Genomic DNA, 14,895 nt, shown 5'->3' with positions numbered 1-14,895 from the left:
CGCAAGAACGCCGCTGATTTGCCGTGGCGCTTGAGCGATTTGGATGCGCCGCGCGATCCGTATGCGGTATGGATTAGCGAGACTATGCTGCAGCAGACGCAGGTTTCTACCGTCCGCGACTATTTCGTAAGATGGATGGAGCGGTTTCCCGACATAGAAACGCTTGCCGCCGCCGAAGAAAGTGAAGTATTCCGCTACTGGCAAGGGCTAGGCTACTATAGCCGCGCAAGGAATATACTGAAAACGGCCAAGATAATCAATCAGCAAAAAATGGATGGATCCCGTCGCCTACGGCTCCAGGATGACAATAAGGCGACCATGCCTACGACCCGCAAGGAACTGGAAGCGTTGCCCGGTATCGGGGCATACACGGCAGGGGCGATTTTAAGCCTCGCCTACCACCAGCAAGAAGCGATTCTCGACGGAAACTTGGTACGCATTTTTTCGCGGCTTTACGCGCTCGCTTTTTTGCCGACGGAATCCAAGGACGCCCTAAAAACCTACTGGGATTACGCACGCGAAATCGCCGACTCGCCCAAGGCTTACATGCACAACGAAGCTTTGATGGAACTCGGCCGCACAGTCTGCAAAATCAAGAATCCCGATTGCGCAAGCTGCCCATTTCAAAAGGTCTGCCGAGCGGCTCTTGAAAATCGCACCGCCGAATTTCCGCCCAGCAAAAAGCACATTCAAAAGGACTGGCACGGAACCGTCCTCGTCATCGAAAGCAGCGACCACAAGATTCTGGCAATCCACGGTGGACAAAAATTCTTCAAGAACCAGTTCACGCTGCCGCATTTTGAATCGCCGCGAAACGCAACCGCAGGTATTCCCGCCCAGGCAGAAACCTACTTTAACGCAGACCTAGTGACAAGCGTTCAATGCATCGGGAACTTCAAGCACAACATCACGGTGCATAAAATGGAATGCGACGTTTTGCATATCCAGCTCAGAAGCAAGGCTCCCGTTCGCAATAATTCTGCAAAAACGGCGCATGAAATTCAGTGGGTCAAGCGAGAAGAAGCCCAAGAATTTTTTGCGAACAGCTTCTGCCTAAAGGCTCTAGCGCTACTTTAACACGAGATTGCCACGCCTCCTTGCAGGAGGCTCGCAATGACATCGCGGAGAAGAATTCACAAGGAGCAAATACGTTTACTAGAAGGTCTTTTTCGCCGTGCAGATAAAGCGGATGCGGTCATAGCCGCCATTCACCGTTTCCATCACTTTGTCGGCCAGCACATGCAACAGCGTTCCCGTCAAGGTCAAGCCATACTTCGGGAACATCTGCGAGAATGAAGCATCCCAGGTCCAGTCGCCCTTGACCACCATCGGATCACTCGAGCGCAAATTCCACTGGGCGTCGCTCCGGTAACGCAACGAATGCGAAATCTTGAAGGTTCCATTCAGGAGCCAGTCTCCCGTAAAGCCCGTGTAGAATTCCGCAGGAGTCACTTCCACATTTTCGACAGGGCCATCGATGTGTTCGAAGCCCGCCATCGCCGTAAACTTGAACATATCGCGATACCAGGCATTCAGCCAGAATTCACCCGTCACGCCCTTGATCCAATCATGAATTCGTCCGACGTTTCCATAGCGAGTCTGGATACTGGCGTGAATCTTCTCGTCGCCCTTTTCCGAAAGGTATTCCTCAACCTCGAATGTCTCGGCGCCATATTCGGCCCAATAAGAGCCGCGGCCACCCATAGCGACATAACCCATCGTATCGACAAAGGTAAGGTATCCCTGAATCATGTTCATCTGGCCATCCGCAGTCAAGTCGACCACTCGATCTCCGTAAAATTCCTTCGTGTCCGCCAACGGATTCATTCGCGTACCCGAAATATTCTTGACACCGATCGTCACGCCCAAATCATCGGGAGTTATCGGCATGAACTGCAAGCTGTCTTGCACCAACCAGTCACGTTCATTTATACCAAACGTCACGTCGGCACTCATCCATTGAATCGGCTGTACACGCAGTTCCATAAACGGCCAAGCGACACGGTCTTCTTCAAGTTCCGTATACACACTGCCCGAATCATCGACCGCACGGAAAGCGAGGCCCGCCGAGACCTGCAAAATACCCTTTTGACAAGCCTTACCGCACTTGTAGTAAACGGAACCGTTTACCTCCTTGCGCGTTCCCGTTTCCTTCTTGTACATATTCTGGTATTCACCGTCTTCGTAGGCTACAGTCAAGGACAAATCTTTCACATCGACACGCCCCTCGACACGCGGCTTGTAATGTACCGGGATCCAAAGCGAAGTCGCCGTATAGAACCACAGATATTCCTCGCCCGCCAGCACAGAGGCATTCACGAGCGAATTCGTGTAACCGATTCCAGCGTAAGCCGAACTGAAGAACGGCCAGTTGGCACCAAAATGCGAATAATCTCCATCGACGGCCTTATAGCGGTAGCCATAAGCGCCGCTGCAAAAATGATCGTCCTGGAACAAGCGGGCAGTCGCCCAAAGCCCCTTGTAATCGGGGGTACGGAAACCGCCTTCCAAAATCGGAGTCCTGTTGGCAGGCCTGTCCTTTTCGGTCACAAAATCTTGATAAATCAAGTCGCCGAGTTCATTTCCGGTCTTCATCCAGACCGAAGGTTCGAACGGAGTCCACGAAGGCGTACCCGACCAACGGTTAAAAAGCAGACGGTCACGCAACTTGGCGGGAGTCCAAAGTTCACTTTCGGAATGGACTCCCCCGGCACCAAGAATCCGATCAAACGCATAAGTCGGGCCACCAATCAAGAACGTTCCATCGGCACGAGTCTCGTATTCCATTCCTTCCATTTCTGCGGGGATCTGGGCAAACGGAGCAACGGCCATTCCAAACAAAACAGTCAATGCAAAAAAAGGAATCTGTACAAATTTCTTCATCACCAAAGACTCCTTTCTACATAGAGGCCTACATACAACATATCCGAACGTTCCGGCAGAGTCCAAAGTTCTTCCCACATCACGTTGAGACCGACCTTGTATTTTTCGTAATGAAGCACATTCAAATTCATTCTTGCGTACCAGCCGAACTCCGTTTCGTTGTCTCCTAGAGTGCCACCCGGTTGCCCATAAATTTCATTTTTGTCTTCATCTTCCAAGTCGGCACGCGTCCAGTTGCAGGCAAATCCCGCTCCAAGTTTTGCAAAACGAATCCATGGCAACTGAACATCCATTCCCAGCTTTCCCGATGCCTGGTGCACACCGTCGTAAGGCACCGCTTCCGGAATCGGCTTAAAATAGGCATAATGGAACATCACGACGCCTTCCACATTTTCCCAGTAGGAGTAACGAAAATTCATGCCACCGTAAAGCGAACTTTCTACGGCGTCTTCCAGCTCTCCGAACGGATAAATTTCGCCACCCTCAATGCCGATGGAGGCATGCGAAAACGCAACATCTTCTACGGACGCATTCGGTTCAGCCCACGACAGCACTGCAAAGAATGCAACCGCCAGTGCGATATTTAATTTATTCAAAATCATCTATTTTCTCCGCAATGCCTGCGCAAAGAATCCATCGAAACGGGAATCCTCAGTGCCGGGCAGCACCGCAGCACCCGCTTTTTCAAAATCAGGATGGGCCTTCAAGAATCGGCCAATGACCTTCGTTGTCTCATCGGGATCGGGACTACAAGTCGCATAGACAAGAACGCCTTCGGGAGCTAGCGAGCGTGAAACGCTTTCCAGCAGATTAAATTGCAATTCGACCAGTTCCTTGACCGATTCCGGCGTAATGCGGTAAACCGATTCCGGACGACGCGCGATAACGCCCATATTGCTGCAAGGAACATCAAGAAGGATTCTGTCAAATTCAGAATTCGAATTTTTGGATTTTGAATTCAGTACGTCGCGGCATTCCACACGGACATTCGTAAGTCCCAGGCGATTTACAAGGTCGTGCATCTTGGGCACGCGAGTCTCGGAGACATCACTCGCGAGAATATCTAGCGAAGAATCCATCTCGGCCATCAGCGCAGACTTGCCGCCAGGAGCGGCACAGGCATCCCAAACCTTAAGACCAGGTTTCAAGTCAAGCAACTGGATAACCCGATATGCGGCAGGGTTCTGCAAGCTGAATTCACCTTTCTCAAAAGATTCCGATTCCAGAATCGGCTTGAGTTTTGCATCGGCGGGCACTTGAATGTAGCGATCGTAGAGAATGCTTGCGCCAGTCAAGCCAAGCTTCTGCGCCACCACCGGAGCCGAAGTTTTCTGCAAGTTCACGCGGATCCATTCCACGGGGCGTTCAAGCGTCGCCTTCGCTATCGCTTCGGCGCGGTCGCCTCCGTAAATATCGAACCAGCGGCGTACCAGCCATTCCGGCACCGAATTCTCGATAGAAACGCGACGCACTCGCTGCGGCGGGAGCTGCGGCAAGCCGGACCTGCGCGCGGCATGCAGCACGGCATTCACGAGCCGCGCGGAACCTTCGCCAAGGTTCGCCGCCTTAATCAACTCGACCGTCGTCGCGACAGCGGCATGGTCCGGCACTTCGGTGAAAAACATCTGAAAAAGTCCCAGTTCAATCACCGTGCAGACTTCAAGCGAAGGCGCCTTTTTCATGAGCGACTTCAAAAAATATTGCAGATACAAATGCCGGCGGCACACGCCCAAGGCAAGTTCCATCGCAAATGGCGAAAGTCCGCTTTCCTTGATAAAGGAACCATCCTTCTGCCAAAGCAAAAGGACGCGGTAAGCGTCCATGCGTTCTTTCAAGGATTCATCTAGCAAAAGCAAAGTCCTTCGTGTTTCTGGATTCCGCGCATAAAGTCGGCGACAGGCATCGGCTTCTTGCCTTCGGCCTGAATCTCGACGACTTCGAGGACACCCTCGCCCGTTCCGACATAAAAGCGATTATCCTTGAATTCAACCGCGCCCGGGGCAAGCTTCGGCCCTACTTCCGGCGTGTCCGTCTTACGCAGGTACACCATGCGGCCACCGAGTTTTCCGTATCCGCCCGGCCACGGATTGAAAGCTCGAATCCGGTCGTGAATCACCTTCGCCGGCAACTTAAAATCAATCAGGCCTTCTTCCTTTTTCAGCTTGGGAGCTCCCGAAGCCTGCGCATGATCCTGGGTCAAGTCCTTCTCGCAGCCATCCTTCAACTGGCGAATCGCATCGTCCAGCGCATCACAACCGGGAGCAACCATCTTGTCCAGCAACGATGCTGTCGTATCCTGATGACCGATCGTAACCGTGCGCTGCGCAAAAATCGGGCCATGATCCATCTTTTCGTCGAGACGAAAAACCGTCACGCCCGTTTCGGAGAGACCGTCTGCAATCGCACGCTGCACCGGAGCCGCACCGCGGTACTTCGGCAAAAGGCTTCCGTGAACGTTTACCGCGCCGAATTTCGCAACCGCGAGGATATTCTTCGGCAGAATCGAATAGGCGACCACCACAAAAAGGTCTGCATCGTACTTACGGAGATCCGCTTCGAACTCAGGCGACTTCAAGTCCGTCGGCTGCAGCACCGGCAAATTATGCTTCAGAGCAGCTTCCTTCACCGGCGGAGGCGTAAGGACGCGCCCGCGGCCCGCAGGACGATCCGGTTGAGTGACAACAGCCAAAACTTCATTATCAGAAGCGATAAGATGTTCCAAAAAATGAGCCGCGAAATCCGGCGTTCCCATAAATACGATTTTCATAATGAATAATTTAGAAAACCCCCTGCCAAATGCATCTAAAAAAGCCCGCATCCGCGGGCATTTTCAAGGCTTTCAACAATCTACAAAATCCAGTCCACTCTACAGCGCAAAAACACGCTTGATGTCGTCGGTGCGGCTAGTTTGTGTGAGCACAAGTTTCAGGAGGACTGCGGCCTTTTGAGGCGGCAGTCGTCCGGCACAGATGCGGCCAGGCGCAAGCGATTCGTTCAAAGTCACGAGCCCGTGGTGAGTGCGGCTTGCGATGACGACCGGAATGTCGATGTTTTCGAGGGCGCGGGCCCAAGCGATGCTGAATTCGCCAGAGCCGGCGCCCGCAATCACGAGACCGTCGGAGACGCAAGCGGCGTATTCCAGAATTTTCGGGTTGGCATCTACGGTAAAGTAGACTACGTTTACTCGCGGCAGGCTTTCGAGCTTAGAAACGTCGAAGAAGTTCTGTTCCTTTAAGGCGTTCCAGTTGGAGCCCTCGCCGGGAGCGCTTAGGCCCATCGCGTTAATCGCCGAGGCGGAGCATTTTTGAACGCTCCGGGCGTCGAAAAGTTCGCCCGCAAAATACACCCACACCAAATTCGCCGGCGGATCGTCGTCGACCGCGAAGCCGGCTGCCGCACGCACGGCGCCGAACAAGTTTGCGGGGCCGTCGGGGTCCTTAGCGGTAGCGGGCTTCATGGAACCTGTGAAAATCACAGCCTTCTCGCACTTGACCGTAAGGCTTACGAAGTAGGCCGTTTCATCCATAGTGTCGGTGCCGTGAGTGACCACGATGCCGTCCACCGTTTCGTCCGCTTGCAAGTCGGCAATGCGGTTCGAAAGCGCAATCCACAGCTTGTCCGTCATGTCGTCGGAATTCACGTTGCAAATCTGTTCGGCCGTAATCTCGGCGTACTCCGAAAGCTCCGGCACGGACGCCACCAAGTCTTCGGCAGAAATCTGCCCGGACACGTAGCCCGTATTTTTACCGGGTTCACCGACGCCTGCGATTGTGCCGCCTGTCGCAAGAATCACGATGTGTTTTTTCTTCGCCATAGAAATCCTCTGCTACCTCACTTCGTCGAGCAGCTGTTGCGTGGTGACGCCGTAATATTTTTTTAGGGCTTCGTCGTCGCCCAAAGTGCGCATGTTCTGGATAAAATCCCTAAAGTGCACAAGGCTTGCATTGCGGGCCAAAAGGCGTTCCACCATGGCCTGCGAATACCAGTAAAGTTTAACGGCTGTGCCGGTGTTGTTTTCGTTCACGAACGGTGTCGTGAGTGCTTCGATGCTGGGGGCGCCGCCCTCGGGCCGTTGCATGCCTGTGCGCGAGGCGTCAATCACTTGGGCGATTCCTTCGTTGACCCAAAGCGGAACATGATAGCGCGTCATGGCGCGGATGAAGGCGTGTGTAAGTTCGTGAAAAAACATCGGACGGTATATTTCGCGGTAGGCCATCACGTTTACGGGAATTCGCAATTTGCCGTCAAAAACGGCGCCAACCCATTCGGGGCGAGGCCCCACGCCTTGGTACTGCGATGATTCGTAAAGCACCAGATGCATCTTGTTTTCGGGATGAAAATCGAACAGGTGACAGAGCGAATCGTAGGCGACTTCCAGCACGGCGAGCGCTTCCATGATATCCTTGCGGGCGGGGCGGCCTTCGAATTCCACGCGGAAATGCATGGAACGTTCAATCTTGAGTTCGTCCATTTCGCGGATTAGAGCTTCGCTTTTCTGCTTCAAATAATCCAAGTCGGCGTGATTAAACTTGCGCGACTGCACATAGGCAATGCAGTCTTCGTAGCGCTCCTGTTCGTAAAGGATTCCTGCCAAATGGAGCTGCAAATTCTGGTCGTCGGGAGTTTCCTTGAGGAGCATGCGCACGTTTTTTTCGGCGCAGTTCCATTCGGCCATTTCAAGGCATTCGTTGGTTTCCTTGATCAATGCTTCGTGCTTCTCGAAAGCCTCCTTGGCCGCCGACTGCTGCATAAACCAGCGGACACCAATAAGGAGTACAATAATCAAAAGGACTATATAGACAATATTTTTCATTCTTTATTCATCTCTGTTCCCGTCGGTCGTTACACGCCCTCCAGGATGACATCAACTAACTACAGTCTGCCTTTCCCGGCCTTCTTGTAACGCTCCCGAATGAGCTGCAGGTCGTGCTGGTAGGGGTTTCGCTTGAAATCTTCGAATGCCCACGCCGTCGGATGGAATTGCCCCTTTGCATAAGTCAACAGCATGTCAAGCCACACGCCCTTGCCGGCGTAAAGTTTGAACGGCCCTCGCTTATAGCTCGGGAGCACCACCTTGTCCAAGTCCATGTAGCCGATATCGATGTTCACGCGGCGCGCATCGGGATTGCTCGCCTGCGCCATCGTCAGCTCCAGCGCATTGCTGCGCTCCTTTTCCACGGCAATCGTTTCGGGCGGAATTTCCTTTTCAAAAGAAACCACGCCGCGGTAAAGGCCTTCGCCCATTTCGGGCGTGTAATAGGGCGTCTGGTCAAAAGCAAAAAGTTTGCCCTTGTGGCGAATTTTGCCCCAGGTACGTTCCAATGCGTCAATCACTTCGGGCAGCCACTGTTCACCGGGCTGCAAGACAAATGCCAAAAGCTGTGCGTTTTCAGAAAATTGAGAAGCTTTCATCGTACCTTATCTCTAGACCGCACCATCAATGCGGGAAAATCATTAAGCTCTTGCGAATCAGCTGGAGTTGCTGATCACTAAATTTTAGCGAACGATTCTTGACTGTCGTCGGGAACATCACATTTTCCGCATCGGGACATTCAGCAGTCACATCAATTAGAGACCTTTGATAAAGGCTGTATTTCTTATGAGGCGGATAAAAAACAACATCGCTGTTGACCGATTCGGACGCCTTGAGCAAACCGCTCTTGAACAGTTCCGAACAAAACGGAGTATCATCCAAGCCATCTTCGATATTGGAATAATCGCCATAATCAATTCCATCCACCAAGTGCTGCATATCAGCCTTCGTCGAAGTCGTATGGCGTAGTCCAAAATAGTGGCCCGTCTCATGCACGGCAGTCTCGATAATCGATTCAACAGATTCGCGTTTTTCGGTATTATACGGAGCGACTACACTTGTTCCTAACAAGATCGTACTGGCAACACCGCCACCCAGACCACCGCCATAAAGCGAGGATGTACCGAGAATTCCTTCACTGTTAATCGCGTGAACCAAAACGATGTCCAAAGCCTTTTCAGCCCCGGGCCAAGCCCCCAGTTCCGAAAGCATCATGCCGGCAGATCCATACTCAGCCACCCAAGGCAGATTTGCCGGATAGTTTCCCCCTAAAGTCGGATGTTCATGCGCACGGTTCACATATAAGGTATCTATCGTTATCGAAGTATAATAATGACGGAAAGCAGCCAGCAACTCGTCCCCAAATTCCCGCAAGCTTATATCACCCAGATCCTCTTCTACATTACCGACCGCAATCAGGTTCAGAGACAAAACAGAGGAATAGGCTCCATCGCCTTCAAACCGGACATTAGAAACCTTCCCCTTATAGAATGTTCCTGACTGTTCCAAGGTCGTAACCCATTCCGTAGCAGAAGACTCTTCGCAAACAAAGCGATAAACCAGACGACCCCCTGCGCGTTCCGCCTTCAACGACCTGACTTGACGGTAGCGATTATTCTTATTGACCCGGAACAGCTGGAGAACGGGAGGTTCAAAAGAAGGATCTTCATCGAAAGACAGCTGGTATTCCGCCGATGGATGAACTTCTAGGCTGATTCCGTGCGCAAGGTTTGCAGCTATAGAATCATTGGGAGCCTGGTCATTCGGAAATATCGAAAAGGATATCGTGTTGTCGGGATACAGAACCACTTTTTCAGAAGATTCATCCTCCCAAAAACAGGCCGTCAAAAGAACACTTACGCAAAGAGCGATACTGAAGCCAAGCGAAACAAAAAATTTTTTACAAAAAATTTGCATAAAAAGGCACCGTGAGACGTCAAAAGATACGTGTATAGAGAAGATACAACTTTTTACAAGGAAATACACCTTCATGCGTTCCAAATGGAATAAAAAACACGCCCTCTCTGCCGATTTTGTGCAGATGCTATTCCCTCTTGCCGGGAAACCCGCCCTATTAAGTGCCATCATGATCATCGCCGTATTCGCCAGCCTAGACGCCCCAGCATTCGCCCCCGCATTGCTGCTTCCTTTGGTTATCGCAACGCATTTCTTTCCAAGGTCGCTCCAATGGGTCGTCCTTTTTTCAATCACAACGGCTATCGTAAGCCACAGCTTAATTTCAGGAAACAGTCCATACATCGCATCGACGACACCTCCCGCCACCAAAGCCTGCGGAACGGTCGAAACAATCCAGCAAAAAACAAGCGGAAAGGCGATCGTCATCCGTACGGACTATTCCACCACCATTCCGTCGGAAAAAACAGAGTATCGTATAAGGCTAACCGAAAAAAGGGAATTGCCGCAGTACCCGCTACCGGGTGATTCCATCTGTTACGAAGCCTCATGGTACCCCGTCATGCCTCCAAGCGTTCCGGGTGCATTCGACACCAGGAATTGGCTGAATTCACAGGGTCTTGCCGCCTACGGCAAAATGCTTCACTGGACTGTACATGGCAGCCACTGGATTCCCGAGCGCAGCTTTTTTGCCTTCCGCAACTGGATAGGGCGCAGATTCCACGAGTACCTGGATTCCGCCGAAACAGGGCTTCTTCTCGGGCTTCTCGCGGGAGACCGGTCAGGAATTCCCGATGCATTAAGGAGCGACTTTCAACGATCGGGACTGGTTCACGTACTTGCCATCAGCGGATTTCACGTGGTGCTGCTCGCCGGAATGCTGATGATATTCCTTAAGGCGACAGGACTCCCGCACCGGCTGGTGCGGGTAGCCGCCGTTCTCCTGCTGCTGTTATATGTTCCCGTGACCGGCGGCTCGCCCGCCGTAAGGCGGGCCGTCCTGATGTTCGCCGTGCCGCAGCTAGGGGCCTTATTTCAACGCCCCGCCAACACGCTGAACAGCCTCGGAGTCGCCCTGCTTTTCATCATTTTACCGGAGCCCTCCGTCATCTGGAATCCGGGATTTCAGCTTTCTGTCGCCGCCACCATGGGCATCCTTATCGGAGGCCCGCTAAATCCGCTCAAGAAACTCCCCGAAGCACTTATCAAGAACAAATGGTGGATGCGATTCCAAACCTTCATCCTGGATCCTACATACGTTACTTTATGTGCAACCTTTTCGACCGCCCCGTTTCTGATACACCATTTCAAGACGCTCTCCCCCGTCGCCTGGCTCGGCAACATCGTCGTAGTACCGGCCATTTCGATGGGAATGCAGGCGGGACTTTTCGCACTCCTGTCGCCAATAGACCTGTTGCGTGAACACTTCTGTTATGCGGCACGTTTCTTTTTAAGGCTCGCCTCTCTCCTGACCCGGCTACTTTCGGATTCCGCTCAGGCCTCCGTCACCGTCGGCCCCTTCGGCCCATCCATCCTCCTTTTAGCAGGATTTCTGCTTGTCCTATTTCCTCTCTTCTTCAAGAATCGCATCGCCAGACGAATTTCGCTAACAAGCCTTTTGCTATTTGCAACTATTTTCAGCTACAGCAGTTTTCATTCGGCCAATTCACCGACTTGGAAACTCACCACCATCGATGTAGGCCAAGGCGATTCTCACCTGATTACCACCCCCTCCGGAAATCACCTCCTTGTAGACGCCGGCGACATCAAGCGACAAGATTCAGGGAAGGACATCATCGTCCCCTACTTGCACCATATCGGGGTATCGCACCTGGACGCACTCATCATCACGCACCCTGATCAGGACCATTTTGGCGGAGCCCTTTCAATCATCAAGACTTTTCCCGTCAAGGAACTTTGGATTACCGACTGCGCAAGAATCGAGCCCAAAGAAGAATGGCAACAAGTCATCTCCGAAGCCTACCGGCGCAACATACGCATACGCGACATTGCACGCGGATTTAGATACAGGGAAAACCTCTTCGAGATCAAAGTCCTTCATCCCGAAACCAGGCACTGCATAGACGCCAATACTCAAAGCATCACCTTCAGGATAGCAGGTCTCAAGCACTCGGCAATACTGACCGGAGACCTGACCGTTCAAGGAGAAAAGGAAATTCTCAAAACCGGAGCCTACCTCAACAGTGACATCCTGAAATTGGGACACCATGGTTCAAAGACCTCAAGCAGCCGATCCTTTTTGAAGCAGATTCAACCGAAACTGGCCACCATTTCTAGCGGACGAAAGAACCGTTTCCGCCATCCGAGCAAGCAGGTCCTGCAAAGACTTGATTCTCTGAAAATTCCGTATTTGAATACGGCCGAACGCGGAACAATTGACATCATATTCCGCGCCGATACAATGATTGTTGAAACAATGATTAAGTAGTTTGAATGAACGATGTCATTCTACACATCACACATTTATAAAGCCGTCATCACGTACAAGGCGATACTCTTCTGGTCATTGTTATCGTCCTGCATCACGCCGATATCAAATTCGACACGGACTCTAGTCGCTCCGAAGGCGATTTCCATCTTGGGGATAATATCCACCATGAAATCGTCCTTCAAATGTCCGATACTGCCGCTGGACGTAATTTCGATCATGCAAAGAAAACTTCTTCCAAAATGAAGCGTCGGAATTGTACCCAGACCAAACTTCACATACCCATCTTCCCCCGTGACTCCTTCCAGAAAACCGGCACGGGCTTCATAGGAATTCGAGAAGTTCTTGGCGATGTAATGTTCCTTTCCGTAAGTCAAGACCAAAGCGCCACCATTGTTTCGGTTCAGTCCGAAGTAACCATCCAATTCAATATAGCGGGCCGCCCCCATACGGTAGCGTCCACCAAAGTCCACCGACGCTTCCACATTATCCAGTTGGTTGTAGGTATACATATCCACCTTGGCGCCCAATTCCCACTCCTTGTTCAACGAGCCCATAATGTTGATCGGGAAAAGGACATTACTGCCAAAATCAGAACGCATCCCTACGCCGGCTCCAAATTTCGGTACTGGCCTTGCCTCAGGACCAAACGTAAAACGCATATTCCACATACGATCCAGAGCAAGCACATTCTGAAAGCAAATACAGATTAACGTCAAAATAATGAAATGGAAATGTTTCATGCGCCTCAATTTAGCTAAATTTTAGTCGCAAAAAAAAGAGGATATCATGATAGATCCGCGTCCAGAGCTTTCTAAACTTTCTGACTACGTTCCCGGCAAATCCATGGAAGAAATCCGTGCAAAGTACGGGCTCTCCGAAGTTGTCAAACTCGCCTCGAACGAAAACCCGCTCGGTGCTTCTCCGAAGGCGATCGAAGCTTTCCACGAAATCGCTGGCGCATTGCACTTGTACCCGCGCGGTGATGCTCCCAAGCTGATTAACGCTATCGCTGATTTTTACGGTGTGAACACGAACCAGATTGTCATCGGTAACGGTTCCGACGAAATCATCGACATGGTGGGTAAGGCGTTCATTCGTCAGGGTGACAACTGTGTGGGCATTACGCCGACCTTCTCGGTCTACAAGTTTACGACGCTTTCGAACGGCGCCGACTTTATCGGTGTCGGCATAGGCGACCAGAAGACTCCGCTCTCGGAGCTTTTGAAGGCAATCAATGACAAGACTCGCGTGGTCTTTATCTGCAGCCCGAATAACCCGACTGGCGTTTACTACAACAAACAAGAACTGCTTGAATTCCTGGACAAAGTTCCGAGCAAAGTGCTTGTATTCCTCGACCAGGCTTATTCCGAATTTGCGACCGCCGAAGATTATCCGGTGCTCATCGATATGCTGGACAAGTACAAGAACCTGTTCATCAACCGAACCTTCAGCAAGATTTACGGTCTCGCTGGTCTCCGCATCGGCTACGCCATGGCAAACGCCGAAGTCATCAAGTCCATGTGGAAAATCAAGCCGCCGTTCGACATAAACCAGGCCGCCCAAGTGGCAGCGATTGCCGCCCTTTCCGACAAGGAACATGTCCAGAAGACTCTCGAACTCAACGCCGCAGGCATCAAGTACTTGACACCGGAATTTGAATCGCTCGGATTCAAGGTGCTGCCGACCCAAGGCAACTTTATTTGCGTGCACATCGGTCCCAAGGCAAAGGACTTGGTTCTGTTCCTTGAACAGAATGGCATGATCGTTCGCGGTCTTACCAGCTTTGGCTTGCCCGAACACATCCGCGTGACCCTCGGCAAGCGCGAAGAAAACGAACTCCTGGTTAGCCTCGTCAAAAAGTGGAAGGCACAAGTCTAATCGCCGGAGGTGTTATGGCAGCGACCGCAGAAAATCAAGAACTTCTGAAAATTGCGCTCAAGGCCGCAGACCTTGCCCAAGAAAATATCATGAAGTATTTTCAGGCAAGTGTCGGCGTGGAATGGAAAAAGGATAACACGCCTGTAACCATCGCCGACAAGAGCACCGAAGAAATAGCCCGCAAGTTCTGGGAAAAAGAAACTCCGGGTTTCGGCGTCATTGGCGAAGAATTCGGGATCGAGAATCCCGATGCCGAATACCAGTGGGTCATTGACCCCATCGACGGCACCAAGGCGTTTATTCATGGCGTGCCGTTGTTTGGAACATTGATTGCGCTGTATCACAAGGGCACGCCGATTGCAAGCCTCATTCGCATTCCTGCGATGAACACGGCGGTCTGGGCGGTAAAAGATGGCGGAGCCTTCTTAGACGGCCGTGAAATCCGCTGCTCTAAAGTTGCTTCGCTTTCCGATTCGCTTGTGCTTTCGGGTACCGTGAATACCATGGAATCAACTGGTTATGGCGAAAAATACGCCGCTGTACGTCGGGCGGCCAAGCTGCACCGCGGCTGGGGCGACTGTTACGGTTACTACCTGGTAGCCGCCGGACGCGCCGAACTGATGATTGACCCCGTGGTTTCGCTGTGGGACATCGCCCCGTATCCGCTGCTGTTCAAGGAGGCGGGCGGCAAGTTCAGCACCATCGATGGCAAAACGGAACTCTTCGATGCAAGCGGCAAGCCGGTTGCCCCGATTTACGAAGGCTATACGAGTATGGCTTCGAACGGACTGATTCACGACGAAGTCGCGAAAATCATGAATCCGTAGCAACGCGGCAATCCATCCTTGCTTTAAAAAAGCCAAGCTGCGGCAACGAACCTGCAGTCTGTTGGAATTCTCTTTGATCGTTGTTTATATATAACCCAAAGAGCCCGCTCCAGTTTTCACTGGGGCGG

Annotated in this window: 13 protein-coding genes; 4 read left to right on the top strand and 9 right to left on the bottom strand. The window is 51.8% G+C overall.

What is annotated here, in order from left to right:
* Window positions 1–30 precede the first annotated feature (30 nt).
* On the top strand, window positions 31–1,077 hold the full coding sequence (locus BUA93_RS02125) for an A/G-specific adenine glycosylase (RefSeq protein WP_254793807.1): 1,047 nt from the start codon (window positions 31–33) through the stop codon (window positions 1,075–1,077).
* Between the two features lie 78 nt (window positions 1,078–1,155).
* Here BUA93_RS02125 and BUA93_RS02120 read toward each other — a convergent pair whose 3' ends face one another.
* From BUA93_RS02120 to BUA93_RS02085, 8 genes are all read right to left on the bottom strand, one after another.
* On the bottom strand, window positions 1,156–2,883 hold the full coding sequence (locus tag BUA93_RS02120; protein WP_072976989.1) for a hypothetical protein: 1,728 nt from the start codon (window positions 2,881–2,883) through the stop codon (window positions 1,156–1,158).
* The gene (locus tag BUA93_RS02115) at window positions 2,883–3,485 is read right to left on the bottom strand and encodes a hypothetical protein (protein ID WP_072976987.1); all 603 of its coding nucleotides are present in this window, start codon (window positions 3,483–3,485) and stop codon (window positions 2,883–2,885) included. The genes BUA93_RS02120 and BUA93_RS02115 overlap by 1 nt, the downstream gene beginning before the upstream one ends.
* The gene (locus BUA93_RS02110) at window positions 3,486–4,739 is read right to left on the bottom strand and encodes a transcription antitermination factor NusB (protein WP_254793806.1); all 1,254 of its coding nucleotides are present in this window, start codon (window positions 4,737–4,739) and stop codon (window positions 3,486–3,488) included.
* On the bottom strand, window positions 4,727–5,650 hold the full coding sequence (gene fmt / locus BUA93_RS02105) for a methionyl-tRNA formyltransferase (RefSeq protein ID WP_072976985.1): 924 nt from the start codon (window positions 5,648–5,650) through the stop codon (window positions 4,727–4,729). The genes BUA93_RS02110 and fmt overlap by 13 nt, the downstream gene beginning before the upstream one ends.
* Before the next feature lie 99 nt (window positions 5,651–5,749).
* Entirely contained in the window at window positions 5,750–6,697 is a 948-nt protein-coding gene (locus BUA93_RS02100; RefSeq protein ID WP_072976983.1) for an asparaginase, read from the bottom strand.
* Between the two features lie 12 nt (window positions 6,698–6,709).
* Window positions 6,710–7,669 carry a hypothetical protein gene (locus BUA93_RS02095; protein ID WP_072976982.1) on the bottom strand — a complete coding sequence of 320 codons (960 nt, stop codon included), beginning with the start codon at window positions 7,667–7,669 and terminating at the stop codon, window positions 6,710–6,712.
* 86 nt (window positions 7,670–7,755) lie between these two features.
* The gene (locus BUA93_RS02090; protein ID WP_072976980.1) at window positions 7,756–8,295 is read right to left on the bottom strand and encodes a DUF4416 family protein; all 540 of its coding nucleotides are present in this window, start codon (window positions 8,293–8,295) and stop codon (window positions 7,756–7,758) included.
* A 25-nt stretch (window positions 8,296–8,320) separates the two neighbouring features.
* A complete protein-coding gene (locus tag BUA93_RS02085) occupies window positions 8,321–9,613 on the bottom strand; it encodes a zinc metalloprotease (protein ID WP_072977260.1) in 1,293 nt (430 codons plus the stop codon).
* A gap of 73 nt (window positions 9,614–9,686) precedes the next feature.
* Between BUA93_RS02085 and BUA93_RS02080 the strand changes: the two genes are divergently transcribed.
* On the top strand, window positions 9,687–12,059 hold the full coding sequence (locus BUA93_RS02080; protein WP_072976978.1) for a DNA internalization-related competence protein ComEC/Rec2: 2,373 nt from the start codon (window positions 9,687–9,689) through the stop codon (window positions 12,057–12,059).
* Between the two features lie 35 nt (window positions 12,060–12,094).
* On the opposite strand, the gene BUA93_RS02075 is transcribed toward BUA93_RS02080, so the two are convergent.
* A complete protein-coding gene (locus BUA93_RS02075; protein ID WP_072976977.1) occupies window positions 12,095–12,661 on the bottom strand; it encodes a hypothetical protein in 567 nt (188 codons plus the stop codon).
* Between the two features lie 187 nt (window positions 12,662–12,848).
* Between BUA93_RS02075 and hisC the strand changes: the two genes are divergently transcribed.
* Together hisC and hisN are read left to right on the top strand one after the other, a co-directional pair.
* Complete coding sequence (gene hisC, locus BUA93_RS02070) at window positions 12,849–13,940, top strand: histidinol-phosphate transaminase (RefSeq protein WP_072976975.1); 1,092 nt, start codon at window positions 12,849–12,851, stop codon at window positions 13,938–13,940.
* Between the two features lie 14 nt (window positions 13,941–13,954).
* Entirely contained in the window at window positions 13,955–14,767 is an 813-nt protein-coding gene (gene hisN, locus BUA93_RS02065) for a histidinol-phosphatase (protein WP_072976974.1), read from the top strand.
* The last annotated feature ends 128 nt before the right edge of the window (window positions 14,768–14,895 follow it).

Source organism: Fibrobacter sp. UWH4 (assembly GCF_900142475.1).
GTDB lineage: Bacteria > Fibrobacterota > Fibrobacteria > Fibrobacterales > Fibrobacteraceae > Fibrobacter.
The sequence above is the reverse complement of the archived record's forward strand: the minus strand, read 5'-3'. Positions and strand labels throughout refer to the sequence as shown.